This is a genomic window from Promicromonospora kroppenstedtii DSM 19349 (assembly GCF_000515355.1).
GTDB classification, from domain to species: domain Bacteria; phylum Actinomycetota; class Actinomycetes; order Actinomycetales; family Cellulomonadaceae; genus Promicromonospora; species Promicromonospora kroppenstedtii.
In genome coordinates, this window is the sequence record NZ_KI911734.1 from 2,081 (window position 1) to 2,933 (window position 853).

General features: G+C 75.0%; 2 protein-coding genes. Both read left to right on the plus strand.

Annotated features, from left to right (window positions below):
* Positions 1-597, plus strand: a 597-nt coding sequence (locus PROKR_RS21955; protein WP_036967486.1) for an alanine dehydrogenase, incomplete at its 5' end; no start/stop codon positions are given.
* A 26-nt stretch (positions 598-623) separates the two neighbouring features.
* A partial coding sequence (locus PROKR_RS35845; protein ID WP_036967489.1) for a glycerate kinase occupies positions 624-853 on the plus strand: 230 nt, incomplete at its 3' end.

Below are 853 nucleotides of genomic sequence, written 5' to 3' on the forward strand. Positions count from 1 at the left end.
GGCGGCGGCGTGGCCGGCGAGCACGCGGCCGCGAACGCGCTCGGCATGGGCGCCGACGTCACCGTCCTCGACGTCTCGCTGCCCGCCCTGCGCCGCATCGAGGCGCGGTTCGGCGGGGCGGTGGGCACCCGCGTCTCGACGACGTACGAGGTGGCCGACCAGGTCGCGTCCGCCGACCTGGTGATCGGGTCGGTGCTGATCCCCGGCGCCGCCGCGCCCAAGCTCGTCACGGACGCCATGGTCAAGACGATGAAGCACGGCGCCGTGCTCGTCGACATCGCCATCGACCAGGGCGGCTGCTTCGAGCACTCGCGCCCCACCACCCACGACGCCCCGACCTTCGCCGTGCACGACACCCTCTACTACTGCGTGGCGAACATGCCCGGGGCGGTCCCCGCGACGTCGACCCGCGCGCTGACCAACGCGACCCTGCCCTACGTGGCGGCCCTCGCGGACCGCGGCTGGCGCGAGGCGCTGCGGGCCGACGAGGCCCTGGCCCGTGGCCTGAGCACGCACGATGGGCACATCACCAACGCCGGGGTGGCCGAGGCGTTCGGTACCGAGGCGGTCCCGGTAGCCGAGATCCTGGCGGCCTGAGCGTCGCGACGGCCTACGATCGGCGCGTGGAGCCGCTGCACATCGTCGTCTGCCCGGACTCGTTCAAGGGCAGCCTGTCCGCGTCCGAGGTCGCGTCCGCGATCGCCGAGGGAGCCCTGGACGCCGCCCCCGGCGCCGTCGTCACGCGCCTGCCCATGGCCGACGGCGGTGAGGGCACCCTCGACGCGCTGCTCGCCGTCTGGGGCGGTGCGGCGCACGTGACCGAGACCGTCGACGCGATCGGGCGGCCGGCGTC